Annotated in this window: 17 protein-coding genes; 13 read left to right on the top strand and 4 right to left on the bottom strand. The window is 41.9% G+C overall.

The window, feature by feature from the left end; all coding sequences use genetic code 11:
* Positions 1–202: 202 nt before the first annotated feature.
* The 5 genes from AC4CUZ_RS02735 (at position 203) to AC4CUZ_RS02715 (ending at position 3,052) form a co-directional block, all read left to right on the top strand.
* Positions 203–511 carry a BolA family protein gene (locus AC4CUZ_RS02735; RefSeq protein WP_419381238.1) on the top strand — a complete coding sequence of 103 codons (309 nt, stop codon included), beginning with the start codon at positions 203–205 and terminating at the stop codon, positions 509–511.
* A gap of 14 nt (positions 512–525) precedes the next feature.
* A complete protein-coding gene (locus AC4CUZ_RS02730; protein ID WP_490747185.1) occupies positions 526–918 on the top strand; it encodes a SirB2 family protein in 393 nt (130 codons plus the stop codon).
* Positions 919–1,003: 85 nt separating this feature from the next.
* Positions 1,004–1,858, top strand: coding sequence for a ParA family protein (locus tag AC4CUZ_RS02725; RefSeq protein ID WP_010325621.1), 855 nt, complete (start codon positions 1,004–1,006; stop codon positions 1,856–1,858).
* A complete protein-coding gene (locus AC4CUZ_RS02720) occupies positions 1,855–2,244 on the top strand; it encodes a hypothetical protein (RefSeq protein WP_078390335.1) in 390 nt (129 codons plus the stop codon). Before AC4CUZ_RS02725 ends, AC4CUZ_RS02720 begins: the two co-directional genes overlap by 4 nt.
* A gap of 214 nt (positions 2,245–2,458) precedes the next feature.
* A complete protein-coding gene (locus AC4CUZ_RS02715; protein WP_279045542.1) occupies positions 2,459–3,052 on the top strand; it encodes a LysE family translocator in 594 nt (197 codons plus the stop codon).
* Here AC4CUZ_RS02715 and AC4CUZ_RS02710 read toward each other — a convergent pair.
* Entirely contained in the window at positions 3,049–3,693 is a 645-nt protein-coding gene (locus AC4CUZ_RS02710; protein WP_004684377.1) for a DedA family protein, read from the bottom strand. The genes AC4CUZ_RS02715 and AC4CUZ_RS02710 overlap by 4 nt on opposite strands.
* A 194-nt stretch (positions 3,694–3,887) precedes the next feature.
* Here AC4CUZ_RS02710 and AC4CUZ_RS02705 point away from each other — a divergent pair, with 194 nt between their 5' ends.
* From AC4CUZ_RS02705 to AC4CUZ_RS02675, 7 genes are all read left to right on the top strand, one after another.
* The gene (locus AC4CUZ_RS02705) at positions 3,888–4,304 is read left to right on the top strand and encodes a DoxX family protein (protein ID WP_490748041.1); all 417 of its coding nucleotides are present in this window, start codon (positions 3,888–3,890) and stop codon (positions 4,302–4,304) included.
* A gap of 111 nt (positions 4,305–4,415) precedes the next feature.
* Positions 4,416–4,781 (top strand): NirD/YgiW/YdeI family stress tolerance protein, encoded by a 366-nt coding sequence (locus tag AC4CUZ_RS02700; protein WP_436905456.1) that lies wholly within the window; start codon positions 4,416–4,418, stop codon positions 4,779–4,781.
* A gap of 147 nt (positions 4,782–4,928) precedes the next feature.
* The gene (gene guaA, locus AC4CUZ_RS02695; RefSeq protein ID WP_436905455.1) at positions 4,929–6,497 is read left to right on the top strand and encodes a glutamine-hydrolyzing GMP synthase; all 1,569 of its coding nucleotides are present in this window, start codon (positions 4,929–4,931) and stop codon (positions 6,495–6,497) included.
* Positions 6,498–6,939: 442 nt separating this feature from the next.
* Entirely contained in the window at positions 6,940–7,887 is a 948-nt protein-coding gene (locus AC4CUZ_RS02690) for a pirin family protein (protein WP_436905454.1), read from the top strand.
* A 102-nt stretch (positions 7,888–7,989) separates the two neighbouring features.
* Positions 7,990–8,388 (top strand): OsmC family protein, encoded by a 399-nt coding sequence (locus AC4CUZ_RS02685; protein WP_436905453.1) that lies wholly within the window; start codon positions 7,990–7,992, stop codon positions 8,386–8,388.
* Positions 8,389–8,516: 128 nt separating this feature from the next.
* Positions 8,517–9,158 carry a glutathione S-transferase family protein gene (locus tag AC4CUZ_RS02680; protein WP_436905452.1) on the top strand — a complete coding sequence of 214 codons (642 nt, stop codon included), beginning with the start codon at positions 8,517–8,519 and terminating at the stop codon, positions 9,156–9,158.
* 14 nt (positions 9,159–9,172) lie between these two features.
* Positions 9,173–9,772: an alpha/beta fold hydrolase gene (locus tag AC4CUZ_RS02675; protein ID WP_436905458.1), complete on the top strand. Its 600-nt coding sequence runs from the start codon at positions 9,173–9,175 to the stop codon at positions 9,770–9,772.
* A 30-nt stretch (positions 9,773–9,802) separates the two neighbouring features.
* Here AC4CUZ_RS02675 and AC4CUZ_RS02670 read toward each other — a convergent pair whose 3' ends face one another.
* Together AC4CUZ_RS02670 and argS are read right to left on the bottom strand one after the other, a co-directional pair.
* The gene (locus AC4CUZ_RS02670) at positions 9,803–10,405 is read right to left on the bottom strand and encodes an SPOR domain-containing protein (protein WP_125274328.1); all 603 of its coding nucleotides are present in this window, start codon (positions 10,403–10,405) and stop codon (positions 9,803–9,805) included.
* 278 nt (positions 10,406–10,683) lie between these two features.
* Positions 10,684–12,489 (bottom strand): arginine--tRNA ligase, encoded by a 1,806-nt coding sequence (argS, locus tag AC4CUZ_RS02665; protein WP_436905451.1) that lies wholly within the window; start codon positions 12,487–12,489, stop codon positions 10,684–10,686.
* Between the two features lie 177 nt (positions 12,490–12,666).
* On the opposite strand from argS, the gene AC4CUZ_RS02660 reads away from it, so the two are divergent.
* Entirely contained in the window at positions 12,667–12,951 is a 285-nt protein-coding gene (locus AC4CUZ_RS02660; protein ID WP_004684392.1) for a DUF2798 domain-containing protein, read from the top strand.
* An 8-nt stretch (positions 12,952–12,959) separates the two neighbouring features.
* Here AC4CUZ_RS02660 and AC4CUZ_RS02655 read toward each other — a convergent pair whose 3' ends face one another.
* Entirely contained in the window at positions 12,960–13,559 is a 600-nt protein-coding gene (locus AC4CUZ_RS02655; RefSeq protein WP_436905450.1) for a YfjT/YkfB family phage-associated protein, read from the bottom strand.
* Between the last annotated feature and the right edge of the window lie 62 nt (positions 13,560–13,621).

Below are 13,621 nucleotides of genomic sequence, written 5' to 3'. Positions count from 1 at the left end.
AAGCAAGTTCAGGGTCAATAGCTTTATGAAAAAGCTGAGTTTAATTGCATAAAATAAAGCCAGTTTTAGACGATGCCTTGAGGTTTTTTTAACTTTTACTCGCGAAAAGTTGTACCTCATGCTGTCTGAAAGGGTTTTACACATTCAACATCCTGAAGGAACAGGTATACTCTGAACGAATCATCATTTTTTGGAGACAGGTATGAGCTTGGAGCAGCAACTGATTGAACGCTTACAACAGCTTTCCCCATCGCATTTAGAAGTCGTGAATGAATCTTCTGGTCATGGCGGCTATTTTCCGGGTAAAGAATCACATTTTAAAGTGATCGTGGTGAGTGATATTTTTGCGGGATTACGTTTAGTTCAGCGCCATCAAAAAATTTATGCAGTAGCAGGAGACTTACTCAGTCCTGGTAAAATTCATGCTTTGGCTATACATGCCTTTTTACCCGCAGAATGGCAAGGACAAAACACTTCTAGTCCAAATTGCGCACATGCCCCGAAAAGCTAAGCAGAGATTCAGTCATGGAAACACAATTATTGATTAAGATCGTGCATATGAGTGCGGTCAGCTTGGCATGTGTCGTGATTTTGGCGCGTGCCATTACGCTATTTAAAGGCATCCAAGGCAATCAGCCCAATCCAGCAGGTCGAACAGCTTTTATAGCCATTCAGCACTTAAGCATGCTGGTGATTGTACTGACTGGGGTTGCACTTTTAGTGATGAAAAACTTTGATGTGCAAACATGGTTTTATGCCAAAGTGGTTTTATTTTTAGTGATGTTATCTTCTTTGTCGAAAGCTTATAAAAAAGAAGACAGCATTTTACTTACACAGCGCCGAGTGGGGTTATTCTTGGCGGTGGTAGCGATGATATCCATTTTAGGTTTAGTCATGATTAAACCAAACTTTGGCTAATTGTTAGACATAATCATCGGCACAGCGATTGTTCTGCGCTACACTGCTATCTATAGCGGAAAAATAACAAGAGGGAGGGGATTTCATGCATACACGTGTGGTATTTAATCAAAAAGGTGGTGTCGGTAAGTCCAGTATTGCAGTAAATTTGGCGGCAATTAGTGCATATCAAGGCTTAAGAACCTTATTGATTGATCTCGATCCGCAAGCGAATTCGAGTCAGTATGTATTGGGCGATGACGCAACGTATTCTGCAGATAAACCAGCTTTAGAACCCAATATTGAAAACTATTTTGAAGAAGTGCTTGGAACGACTCAAAATAAAAGTCTATTGGGCAGTGCCATTGGTTCGATCCTCAAAGGACGAGCTAAAGGCTTAGAAAGTTATGTACACCAATCCCCTTTTAAAAATTTGGATGTGATTCCAGCCAGCCCAAGCCTCGGGGCATTGGCTTATGCTTTAGAGTCAAAACATAAAATTTATAAACTGCGTGATGCGTTACAACAGCTTGCTGGAAAATATGATCGTGTTTATATCGATACACCACCAGCCTTTAACTTCTTTACTTTGTCGGCACTGATTGCAGCCAATAAAGTCCTGATTCCGTTTGATTGTGATGTCTTTTCTAAACGTGCATTGCAAACTTTGATCGAAAATGTGCTCGAAACTCAAGACGATCATAATGATCATTTGGAAATTGAAGGCATTGTGGTGAATCAGTTCCAAGCGCAGGCCAAACTTCCGCGTGAAGTGGTGCAACAGCTGAAGGATGAAGGTCTTCCTGTACTAGAAAGTATGTTGCCCCCATCGGTGCTGATGAAAGAATCGCATCACAAAAATTTACCCTTAATTCATTTGGCACACGATCATAAATTGACGCAGGCCTATCAATCATTGTTCAATGAGATTGAGAATAATAAATTGCGAGATTCAGCATGAAAAAGATCACAATTGCTTTTTTAATGGGCAGTATGCTGTTATTGAGTGCCTGTGCCACAACGGTTAAACCGACTTATGTCTCTCCTACACAGTATCAAGCTTTGAACTGCCAACAGTTACAAGCAGAATATAATCGGATTCAGCAACATTTAGATGAAGGTGTACCTACTGCGAAACGCACGGGTGTTGGCGTGGGGCTAGGTCTGGGTGGTGGATGGAGTCATGGTGGCGGTTGGGGCTTTGGTCCAAGCGTTTCAGTGAATATGGGACAATCATCGAACACCAAAAAAACTGAAATTTCACGACTTTTGGGTCAGCAAGAGGCGATTGTACAGGCTGCAAAATTCAAAGGCTGTGCGATTACCGTGCAAAATAAGACGAATTAATGCCGCATTTATTCATCCTGCTGAAGGGTTCATCCTTTCAGCAGGATTAAAATCTTAGCAAAATGTTTCGAAAATAATTTCAATAAAACAATGGATTATCGTTTTAGCACGCACTTTTCTACCTCATGGGTTCTGTGTTTTTTTCGGCTTTGACTTGAGGAAACAGCTCTTTTTCGGCTAAATTGCGCATCTTTAATGCTGTTGTTGGATGTCTATGATTGAGAGTTGGCTGTTTGTATTGGCAATGATTGCTGTCTTGATGATTCCGGGACCAACCAATGCTTTACTCGCAAGCTCTGCACATCAGCAAGGTCTGGCGAAGACCAGCTTACTTGTACCCGCAGAACTGTTTGGGTATTTCTATGCCATCAATTTATGGGCACTCCTGATTCATCTTAGCACCCCGACTTGGCCTTATCTGATAGACCTTTTACATGCACTCAGTACAGTCTATGTGTTCTGGCTGGCTTTTCATTTGTGGAAAAGCTCACACTTAGAAAAACATAATCAACGTTTTACCTCGATTCGACCTAAACAATTATTTTTTTCTACTTTGAAAAATCCGAAAGCAGTCTTATTTGCTGCGGGTATTTTTCCCTATGAAGCCTGGGATAATCCAACCAATTTCTTTTTGGTCTTTGCGGTGTTTAGTCTAGTGTTATTGCCAACGGCACTGTTCTGGATGTCTTTTGGCCGTGCCATTTTATCGGGTGAGTCCAAACAAATAAAAGCCGATCTCTTATATAAAGGATCGGCCATGTTGTTGGTGGTGTGTATGTTTCCCGTGATTCTACGCTTTTTTGCTTAAGCTTCAGTGGTTGATTTTTTCTTTAATTTGGCACGAATAAAACCAATAATCCCCGGCAAGACACTAATAATAATAATGCCGAAAATCAGATGCGTGAAATTGTCTTTGACCACAGGCACATTACCAAAAATATAGCCTAAAGTAATGAATGATCCAATCCAGCAGAATGCTCCAATCAAGTTATAAGACAGGAAAAATTTGTAGTCCATTTTTCCTGCACCTGCTACAAAAGGTGCAAAAGTCCGCGCAAAAGGAATAAAACGCGCAAAAATAATAGTTTTACCACCATGTTTTTCAAAGAATTTTTGTGTATTAATTAGGTGTTGTTTATTGATGAAACGTGACTCGATTTCAAAAACACGCGGTCCAATATAACGGCCAATGTGATAATTCAGCGTATCGCCCAGTACGGCCGCGATAAAAAGTAAAACACCAAGAGTCCACGGATTCATTGCACCTGTGGATGCTGCTAAGGCACCTGCGGCAAACAATAAACTGTCGCCGGGTAGGAACGGCATGACCACCAAACCTGTTTCCACAAAGATGATGAGAAACAAAATTGCATAAATCCAAACCCCATAGTTGGTGATAAACTCAAGCAGATGGTCATCGACATGTAATATAAAATCAATCAGTTCCATGGGGCACAAATAAGCAAAAGAGTGCGGAAATCCTAGCAGTCTCGTTATCAGAAGTCAGTATTAAAACGTAAATAAATTTAGCTACTGGTGTTCTTATTTTGAAACGATGCGTGATGAAAATGGATATTTATTCTAAAAATAGAGAACATTAAGATAGCTACAACTTCAAATAAAACGTATTTAAAGGTGTAAAAATATTTAATCGAAATGTTGTGGCCAAAAATATTATCAATCAACCCAATACAGATGTAGTTTTAGCTTTAATTCCCCGTGTACTGATGGCTTATATTTTCCTTGTTGCAGGCTGGGGAAAAATTTCAGCTTATAGCGCAACTGTAGGGTATATGGAGTCTATGGGTGTTCCCGGAGCGCTATTACCTTTAACCATTTTAGTTGAGTTTGGTGGTGGCTTAGCGCTGTTATTTGGTTTTCAAGCCCGCTTTGGTGCGTTTGGCTTAGGTCTATTTAGTGTTATGACCGCGTTTATTTTTCACGATGGCGCGCAAGACAGCATTAATTTTATGAAAAATTTTGCCATGGCAGGTGGTCTATTTTTTCTAATGCTGCATGGTGCAGGAAAAATGAGTCTAGATCATCTGATTGAAAAATAATTCAAAATGAAAAGCAGCATTCACGATGCTGCTTTTTTATTTACAAAAAAGTACGGTGTGGACGTCCATTTTTTGTTTTGATCAAGATCAATAAAACATGAGGAAAATAAGATGAAAAATCTTTTTAAAATAGGGTTATGTATTACAAGTTTAAGTCTTGCCGCAGGTGCATGGGCCAAGGATGACCATATCATTTTACAAGCAGCAGCAAAGAATCATGTCTCTGTTTCAGCGATTGCAAAGCTCAAAGATGAAACGGCGGTCACTTTAAAAGGGACACTGCTGAAACATCTCAATGAAGACCACTACGAGTTCAGCGATGGTACAGGAGTTATTTTGCTGGATATTGATGACGATTTATGGAAAGCATCCAATATTAAAGCAGGCGATAAGGTGCAGGTTGTGGGCGAGGTGGATACACATCGTTATAAACCGACCGATATTGAAGTCGTTAAAATAGAAAAATTTTTGAAATAAACATCAGGCACGCGAAAGCGTGCTTTTTGATATAAAAACTATTGGGTTTTAAGCATTGTATAAAGCTTGTCCGAATTATGTGCGTTATGCGCGGAAAAATGCTAGAATACGGCGCTTATATTCGTTTGCCTTTCATAGTTGTTTGTCATGACTACCAATACTCAAATTACTGAAGATCGTATCCTTATTTTGGATTTCGGTTCTCAATATAGCCAGCTTATTGCACGCCGCGTACGTGAAGCTGGTGTATATTCTGAAATGTATGCCTATGACATGTCTGAAGAAGACATTCGTGCATTTAATCCAAACGGTATCATCTTATCAGGTGGTCCTGAGAGCGTACACGAAGAAGGCAGCCCACGTGCGCCAGAAGTTGTGTTCAACTTAGGTGTACCAGTTTTGGGTATTTGCTATGGCTTACAAACCATGTCTGCACAGCTTGGCGGTAAAGTTGAGCCGGGTACTGTACATGAGTTCGGTTATGCCGAAGTAAACATCCAAGTTCGTGACAAGTTGATTGGTGATCTTGAAGACACCAAAGACCAACTTAAAGTTTGGATGAGCCATGGTGACAAAGTGACAGTGATTCCTGAAGGTTTCCAAATCACTGCAAGCACACCAAGCTGTCCAGTTGCGATGGTTTCTGATGAAACGCGTCGTTTTTACGGGATTCAGTTCCACCCAGAAGTAACGCACACTGCAAAAGGTGCAGAGTTATTATCGAACTTTGTACACAGCATTTGTGGCTGTCGTAGCCTGTGGAACTCTGAAAACATCATTGACTTACGTGTTGAACAATTACGTCAACAAATTGGCGATCAAAAAGTTCTTTTAGGTCTGTCTGGTGGTGTGGATTCATCAGTTGTTGCTGCGCTTTTACACCGTGCGATTGGCGATCAATTGACTTGTGTATTCGTTGACAACGGCTTGCTTCGTTTGAACGAAGGCGAACAAGTGATGGATATGTTTGCGAAAAACATGGGTATCCGTGTGATTCGTGCCGATGCTGAAGAGCGTTTCTTGACTGCTTTAGCGGGTGAAGTTGATCCTGAGAAGAAACGTAAAATCATTGGTCGTGAGTTCATTGAAGTTTTTGCTGAAGAAGCGCGTAAACTTGATGGCGTAAACTTCCTTGCTCAAGGTACGATTTACCCAGACGTGATTGAATCTGCTGCAACCAAAAATGGTAAAGCTCATGTGATTAAATCTCACCACAATGTGGGCGGTTTGCCAGATGACTTAGCTTTTGAATTGGTTGAGCCAATACGTGATTTATTTAAAGATGAAGTGCGTCGTTTAGGCACAACTTTAGGTTTACCGTTTGAAATGCTATATCGTCATCCATTCCCAGGTCCAGGTTTGGGCGTGCGTATTTTGGGTGAAGTGAAGAAAGAATATGCAGACATTTTACGTCTTGCAGATGATATCTTCATGCAAGAGCTTCGTGCCAGCGGTTGGTATGATAAAACTGCGCAAGCCTTTGCTGTATTCCAACCTGTGAAATCTGTTGGCGTCGTAGGTGATGGTCGTCGTTATGCATGGGTGATTGCACTTCGTGCCGTTGAAACGGTTGACTTTATGACAGCACGCTTCGCACATCTTCCTTATGATCTTGTCGATAAAATTTCGACACGTATCATGAACGAAATTAAAGATGTTTCTCGTGTGGTTTATGACGTGTCGTCTAAGCCACCAGCAACGATTGAATGGGAGTAAAACTGGGCTTTCATGAAGCAACGCTTCATGCCAGTTTTACGCCAAAGGCTACGTCTGCGGCAGAAAGGCTTTCAAGAAGCGAAGCTTCTTGCCTAAATTACGCCAAGAGCTATGCTCGCGGTAGTTGACGAAAATTATCTTAAAAAAAGAGCGCTTAGGCGCTCTTTTTTTATGGTGTTTGATTATTTGGATGAAGTGAGTCATTCGGAATCGTAATATCTATACTTTCTAATAAAGTTTGAGTAGATGCGTATGAACTCCTAAGGCATATAGGGAGAAAGATGTAACAACATTTTTACATCCACGCATTGCCTTGTAGTTAGATTCTGAAAATACAAGATATTGTCCCAAGTTTAAGAATCAGCATTCTATTTTTAGGGATGTGCAGTTGGGAATCTGCTTGTTATGATCTAGGACATATGGATCTGTAATGAGTAAGCACATGACGAATAATAACTATACTGAACTTTCACATTCGGATGACTGTGAAAAATACGTAAATCAATTCATTCAAGAGTTTCCACTGAGAAGTGCTGAAATAGGCCAAGGGACGGCCATCAAACGAGCGCTGCCAAGTCGCCATAAACGAATGATTGGTGCATGGTGTTTCTTAGATCACGCGGGCCCTGTAACCTTCCCTCAAGGGGACGGTTTAGATGTTGGCCCACATCCACATATCGGTTTGCAAACCTTTACATGGATGATCGAAGGCACCATGATGCATACCGATAGTTTGGGTAGCAAACAGCTGATTCGTCCAAAACAGGTCAACCTCATGACCGCAGGACATGGGATTTCCCATACGGAAGTTGCACCAGACACAGAAACCAAAATGCATGCGGCGCAATTGTGGATTGCATTGCCTGATGCACAAATTGCCGTTGAACCCCGTTTCGATCACTATCCCGAACTACCAGTGGTGGAAAAAGATGGGGTGGAGTTTACCGTTTTGGTCGGAGAGTTTTTAAATACTACCTCACCTGTGAGTGTTTATACCGAGCTGTTAGGAGTGGACTTAAGCGCAACAGAAAGCACCAAAACCCGTTTAACACTCAATCCAAACTTTGAATATGGCTTTATGGCTTTAGAAGGAACGGCCACGGTTAATGGGCACGAACTGACAGAAGACAATATGGTGGTACTCGAGCAGGGTGTTAGTGCGATTGAAATTGAAATCCATGCTGGTAGCCGCTTGTTACTGTTAGGTGGTGAGCCATTTGAAAGTCCAATTTTACTGTGGTGGAATTTTGTTGGTCGTACTCAAGAAGAATTGAAAATTGCACGTGATCAGTGGATTGCACAAGATGAACGTTTTGGTTCGATTCCTGACTATGAAGGTCCGCGCTTGGAAGCTCCAGCATTTCCAGACCAAATGCGCGCTTCAAAATAAAGGGAATACTGCGACAAGTCGTTCAACAACAGAATAGGTGGACAGTTTCAAGACTTGAAACCTATTCAAAATAATATCAATGAAAAATAGGATAATAAAAAAATGGCAATCATTGCGAATGCGGAAGTCAAAACATGCGTCGAAGCATGGTCTGGTAAAGTAAGCAGTGGGCGACATCAATTCATTACCGATAAACCAGCGTCTTTTGGCGGTCAGGACAAAGGCCCTGCACCTTATGACTTTATTTGTACAGGTTTGATTTCCTGCACCATGATTACCCTACGTATGTATGCGCAGTACAAAGGTATTGAATTGGGGACTTTTAGTGTCGAAGCAGATTTTAATGCCAATAAAGAAGGCCGAGAATGGATCAGCCGTCGTTTGTCGTTTGAGCAAACATTGACAGAAGAAGCACGCCAAAAAATCTTAGACATCTGTCAAAAAACACCAGTCACTAAAACCCTATTACGTTCCGTCGAGATTGAAACCTCAATTGTTTAACTCGCTTGAAGGTTTTTTATAGGTGGTAAAGGATTTTGCGCGACTGGGTATTCATGTATATCGACAGGTGCAAAATCCAAATTTTAGCGTAAAGTGGGTGCTAGATTTCAATTAAAAAAGGTAAAACAATGATCACCCTGCACCATTTGGAACATTCACGCTCTTTACGCATTTTATGGGCTTTGGAAGAATTAGGGCTGGAGTATGAGGTGAAGTTTTATAAACGCTTACCGACCTATGCTGCGCCACCTGAGTTAAAAAACATTCATCCCTTAGGTAAAGCCCCCGTTTTGACCGATGGTGATTTGGTCATAGCAGAATCTGCGGTGATTTTAGAATACTTGCAAGCCACCTACGATACAGAACACAAGTTTAAACCGAAAAATCCAAAGGACTTAATGCAATACAACTACTGGATGCATTATGCCGAAGGTTCGTTGATGCCATATTTGGTTATGACCTTGGTGATGAGTAATGTACCGAAGCATGTTCCATTTCTAATTAAACCGCTTGCCAATAAAATTTGTGATGGGGTGAAAGGTAGCTTTATTAATCCACGCTTGAAAGAGCACAGTGCATATTTGGAAAATTATTTATCTCAACATGACTATTTTGCAGGTGATTTTTCCTTTGCTGATATTCAAATGAGCTTTCCTGTGGTGGCGATGCAAGAGCGGGTAAAAGCCCATAACCCTCAAATGGTGGCTTATGCACAGCGTATTCAGCAGCGACCAGCCTTTAAAAAAGCCAAAGAGCTCAGTGTGTTCTAATGGGTGGTGATGGTTTGAACTTGATTTTCTTACCCGGTGCATCGGGCAATACGGCATTTTGGCAACCTATCATCCAACGCCTACAGGACAATTCAACCATGGTCGTCGCTTATCCGAGCTTTGGTGACTATCCTGATGATGTGGATGTACAGAGTTTTGAAGGCTTACAAGCCTATGTGTTGAATCAAATCCAACAGCCTTCTGTGGTCGTTGCACAATCGATGGGCGGCATTTTTGCAGTACAAGCTGCCTTACAAAAACCTGAACAGGTGCAGGCTTTGGTACTCGTGGCAACCTCAGGTGGCATTGATTTAAGTTTTTTTCATGTGGCGGATTGGAGAGAGGATTATCAACAGAGCTTTACGGTTCCTGATTGGTTTGTTCAGCATCAGTCTGATTTGACAGACAGTCTGGAGCGTATCCAGTGTCCAGTTTTGTTGATTTGGGGCGATGTAGATCCGATTAGTCCTGTTGCGGTGGGGCAGGCCTTACACCGTCAAATAGCACATGCAGAATTGCACATCGTGTCACAGGGACAACATGATTTGGCTTATGTGCATGCAGAGCATGTTGCGCAATTGATTCAAAATTTTCTCACCAAACTCAGAGTATAAAAAAGGATGCCGAGGCATCCTTTTTTTGTTTTAGCGTTTGACCACAATTGAGTCAATGCCACTATGTTGTAGGGTTTGTTGCGCAATCACTGCGGCTTCTTGCGAGTCATATGGCCCTGAAATCACGCGATACCATGTTTGGCCGCCTTCAACGGTTTTGACTACATCGGCAGAGAGGCCATTTAAGATAATTTCTGCACGACGTGCATCGGCACTGTCTGGGTCAGGGTAACTGCGGACTTGCAATATAAAACTTGGTGCTTGTGGTACTGGCGCTGTTTCGGTTAAACCCGGTTCAGTAGGGGTACTTTCTTCGGCAGCAGGTGCTTCAACAATCACCACGGTGCTTGGATTATCTTTAGTTTCAGGAATGGCTTGATCAGGAATCGGCGTCACTTGCTGCTGTGGCAGTAGGTCATAGAAACGGTAGTCTTTATTGGTTTCTTCTTGATAATGTTCCGAAGTGATTTGCCCTTTCGGCTTCACTGGTGCCCAAGGTTTCCACAGTAACAGTGCTACAGCAAAACAGAGCACGATTAAAATGACTACAAGTGTACCGAGCCAAGCTGGAATCAGTGGCTTTTTGGGTTTGTTCGGTCTTTCAGATACACCGCGCTGCGTTTTTCCAAACACGTGGAAACCTCTTTTCTTTTAATCAATATGAGGGACTGGCCCATTCTTTTCTTTATTTTAATACTTGGCCTCAATGGATTCAAAGAGGTATCATCGTAAAATAAAGAATCGCTTTGCAAAATTCAAGTTTCGCAAAGCGAGCAATACATCGGGGTTGATATGGCTACTTCAGGCAAAGCCCTTCATCTTGTGACGATGTGCAAAGCGTTGCTTTTTACATCGTTACCTCAAGCATAGCTTTCGGTCTTGCAGCCATACTTGAAGCTTTGCTTTGCTGGTTACATCGTCTCAGGTGCAGACACACCTAGTAACTCTAAACCATTACGCAAAACTTGTTGTACGTTTATTGAAAGTAATAAACGGGCTTGCGAAAGGGCAATATTCTGTTCGTCGATAATTCTTGTATTATCCAAGTTATACCAACCATGGAATAACGCTGCGAGTTCTTTCAAATAGTTACCCACTTGGTGTGGTTCATAGCTATTTGCAGCACGAAGCACAATTTCAGGATAGGCCGCAAGTTTGGCAAGAATTTCAGTTTCAGCATCAAGAGTTAATAAGGTCGCATCGTAATCAGCTGCTTTGCTACGATCAAAACTAATGCCTTTTTCAGGTGCTTTCACATCGACCATACGATTGACACGTGCATGCGCATACTGGATGTAGTACACCGCATTGTCTTTGCTTTGTGAAACTGCAAGGTCTAAGTCAAAGTCAATATGTTGCTCAGACTTACGCATCACGTAGTAGAAACGCGCAGCGTCGTTGCCCACTTCTTTACGCAGGTCGCGTAAAGTCACGAACTGACCAGAACGAGATGACATTTGTACCATCTCACCACCACGCCATAGGCTGACGAACTGAACCAATAGAACGGTGAGTTTTTTCGAGTCATAACCCAAGGCATCAATTGCGGCTTTGACCCGTGAAATATAGCCATGGTGGTCTGAGCCCCAGATATCAATGATATCGGTATAGCCACGTTGTAATTTGTTCAGGTGATAAGCAATGTCAGAAGCAAAGTAAGTGGTTTGTCCATTACGACGCTTCACAACACGGTCTTTTTCATCGCCAAATTCAGTCGATTTGAACCAAATGTTGCCGTCTTTTTCGTATAAGAAACCACGTTGTTCTAAAGTTTCTAAAGCTTCATCAATTTTGTCTGTCAATGAAGCTTCACTGAACCATTGGTTAAAGGTTACGCCAAACTCGCCCAAGTCATCTTTGATGTCATCTAAGATCGCATTCAGCGCTGCTTGGTGGAATACGCGGTAAGCTTCACCGATTAAGCTTTGTGAATTATGGATTAAACCATCAATGTGCTTTTCTTTGTCGCCTGAAAGGACAACTTTATTGCCTTCAGCATCGAGTTCTTCTGCATATTGCACATCTTCAGGGACATCTTTATAGACGTCTGCTACAGGGCGGACGTAGGCATCGCCATCAGCATCGATAATACTTTGCGCGATTTCTTTAACATAATCGCCTTGATAGGCATTTTTAGGGAAAACCAGTTCTTGGCCTGTTAATTCGAGGTAGCGTAAATAGGTAGATGTTGCAAGGATGTCCATTTGACGGCCTGCATCATTCACATAATATTCACGGTCTACGGTTGCACCTGTTGCTTCAAGCAAGGTTGCAACCGTCATCCCATAGGCTGCTCCACGACCATGACCAACGTGCAAGCTCGACGTTGGGTTGGCAGAAACGAATTCTACTTGGATTTTTTTCGCAGCATTGGCTTGAGTGCGACCAAATTGCTTGCCTTGCGCTTGAATTTGATCAAGTACAGCAAAACGTTGGTCAGCATTTAAGAAGAAGTTAATAAAGCCAGGGCCTGCGATTTCTGCTTTGCTGATGTCCGCCACTTCAGGCAGTGCAGCAAGAATTTTTTCGGCTAAATCACGTGGCTTCATACCCGCAGCTTTAGAAGCAATCATCGCGATATTGGACGCGAAGTCACCATGGCTTCGGTCTTTGGTACGCGTCAAATTGCTGCTGTTGTTCCAGTCTGTTGGAAGGACGCCTTCAGCTTGAAGGTTTTGCACTGCGTGCTCGAGAGCTGCTTGGATTGCCGTGTTCATATTCAGTCGAAAATTTGATGTCGCAGAAAAACGCTAAATATAGCAAATTTCCACGTCTTTAGGTGAATCCATTTTCATAGAATAAAAAATGTTCGAAAACTGCTAACGATTGCGCTGCAATAAACATGAAAAGCGCAGTATGATGAAAACTAAAACGCATACTTTTAAGGATAAAACGTGTCTGAACAGCGGCCCATGATCATTGGGAATATTCCCAAGTTACCAGCAAAATATGCCATGTTTATTTTGCCATTTTTTATCTCATTTTTTATGAGTGGCATTATCTCAATGATCAATCTTTGGCGCAATTTGGGCTGGGTGGACAATTTCCTACAGGTTTGGCTGTCCGCATGGATGATGTCTTGGGTGGTGGCTTATCCTGTAGTGCTCATTGTGCTGCCGATTGTGCGCCGTTTGACTGGTGTGTTTGTCGATATGTCACATTTGAACCCACCCAAATAAGCCCCATTTTAGCTATTTTCACGGCATGAAACAGGTTTGCTGAGGAGTTCTGCATTTTGGTTTTGAAAACGATACAGTTTGCCTGCATGAAAGAGTTTAATCACTTTGGCGCTGGCAAGCTGTTGTTGAAAACGACTTAGGGTTTGGCGTTGAAATGGATCAAAGGGATTGCCGTAGTTTTTGTTGTCGAGTAAAAACTGAATCTGTCCTGCTTCTTTATCATAGCCATATAAAATACGTTTGCCTTGTGCATCTTGAAGCTCAAACGTAGGGGGATGACTGCTGATTTTACAATTCAGACGCAGTGAGAGCACAAAGCCTTCAGTTGATTTGTTTTGTAGCTGATAAATCCCTTGTTTTTCATTCTCCAAATAGACCCATTGGTTCAAGGGTAAATTTGCACTGAGTTGTTCATATTGCTCGATGGTGGCTTTACTGATATCGACAATGCCTTTGGGATCGATTTCAGGCAGTTTTTCGTTATGACCAAATAGTCCTGTAATTTTATCACTCACTGTAGTTTGCGCCGTAGAAATAGATTGGCATGCTGTCATTTGCGTGAGGTAAAGACACGTGAGGCTTAACAACATCAGTTTTTTGATGATCATTTTTAATATAAAGAAAAAATAAAAGCGCTAGCTTAGCTTGAGCTTTATTTAAGTTCAAATTT

Source organism: Acinetobacter sp. 789_lipA (genome assembly GCF_058242845.1).
The sequence above is the reverse complement of the archived record's forward strand: the minus strand, read 5'-3'. Positions and strand labels throughout refer to the sequence as shown.